This window comes from Paracoccus sp. MKU1 (assembly GCF_001447385.1).
GTDB lineage: Bacteria > Pseudomonadota > Alphaproteobacteria > Rhodobacterales > Rhodobacteraceae > Paracoccus.
Genome location: NZ_LLWQ01000059.1, coordinates 1 through 1367, shown reverse-complemented (window position 1 = coordinate 1367; position 1367 = coordinate 1). Strand labels below are relative to the sequence as shown.

The window sequence follows — 1367 nt, the reverse complement described above, 5'->3', positions numbered from 1 at the left end:
CGCAACGCTACGAGCGCGGATCGATCCTGATCACCAGCAATCTGCCTTTCGACGAATGGACCGAAACTTTCGGCTCCGAACGCCTCACCGGCGCGCTTCTCGACCGGCTGACCCACCACGTCAACATCCTCGAGATGAATGGCGAAAGCTACCGCCTCGCCAACAGTCGCGCCAGAAAGGCCGGCTGATCCCCCCTCCTCGAAAACCGCAACGCGCGGCTGAGACCCCCGCTCGGGCTACGCCCTCGCAGCGGTCTCAGCCGCGCACAACGGTGGCCGACTTTTGCGCCGCCCAGTGGCAGGTTTTTACGCCGCCGTTGACAGGAAACGCTGGGTAGCACTGCGGAACAGGCGACGATTCGCAATCCGGCAGTCAACCTTTACCTGTCGCTGAATGCGACTTTTTACCGAGAACATGCCCCTGCTTCCGTGTGCTCTTCGACCCAGATTTTCAAAGCGATTGCAGGTGCTTTCGCGCTTCGGCTTGCATGATCCGGGCTGCCCAAAGGCCTTTCGACCGACCGGATGCCTGTACATCCGATCGACCCAAAGCACGGACCGCTTCACGGCAGCTCGAAAACATTTCTCGGCCTGGGCGCAGGCACGATCCTAGGTCATGTTGACAAATGGCGGAGCCAGAGCTTGATGCATGCGATGTCGATGAAGCCGCGGAAGCTTTCTGCGGTTTTGTCGTAGCGGGTTGCCAGCCGACGGCTGTTTTTCAGCTTGTTGAAGCAGCGCTCGACCATGTTGCGCAGGGTGTAGATGGTCATGTCGACAGCCTTGCGCACCCTTCGGTTCTTTCGCATCGGTATCATGGGGAGGGCGTTGCGGCTCTCGATGTCTTCCCGAATTTTATCAGAGTCATAGCCCCTGTCTGCGACCAGGACGGCTGGCTGCGGCAGGTTGTCGGCCATCACCAGATCATAGCCGGTGTAGTCGGAATCCTGCCCCGGCGTGATCTCGGTCCTCATCGGGAGGCCAGCGCCGTTGATGCGGAGATGGATCTTGGTCGAGAAGCCACCTCTCGAACGGCCAAGAGCCTCTTTCGGAGTCCCCCTTTATGGATGGCCCGCCCCTCCCGCCGCCGCTGGTGTAGGCTGTCGGCGTTCAAAGGAGGAAGGAGCGAACCATGAGCATTGTGATCCTCGGTATTGATCTCGGCAAGAACAGCTGCAGCCTGGTGGGGCTGGATGACAGCGGGAAGGTAGTGCTGCGACGTCGGATGCGTCGTGACAGCGTGATCGCCTTCGCATCGAAACTGTCGCCCTGCACGATGGCGATGGAGGCCTGCTGCGGCGCGCATCACATGGGACGAGCGCTGGCGGCGCTCGGGCACGAGGTTCGGCTGATGTCGCCGGAATATGT

1 protein-coding gene and 2 pseudogenes are annotated in these 1367 nt (G+C 60.8%); 2 read left to right on the top strand and 1 reads right to left on the bottom strand.

Features of this window, described 5'->3' with window-relative positions:
- The coding region (locus AQY21_RS03500; protein ID WP_161905912.1) for an ATP-binding protein at positions 1-188 on the top strand (188 nt) is incomplete at its 5' end.
- Positions 189-613: 425 nt separating this feature from the next.
- Here AQY21_RS03500 and AQY21_RS03495 read toward each other — a convergent pair.
- A pseudogene (locus tag AQY21_RS03495) lies at positions 614-1060 on the bottom strand (IS5 family transposase); the annotation flags it as partial.
- A 71-nt stretch (positions 1061-1131) separates the two neighbouring features.
- Between AQY21_RS03495 and AQY21_RS03490 the strand changes: the two are divergent.
- Positions 1132-1367 (top strand): annotated as a pseudogene (locus AQY21_RS03490) (IS110 family transposase); the annotation flags it as partial.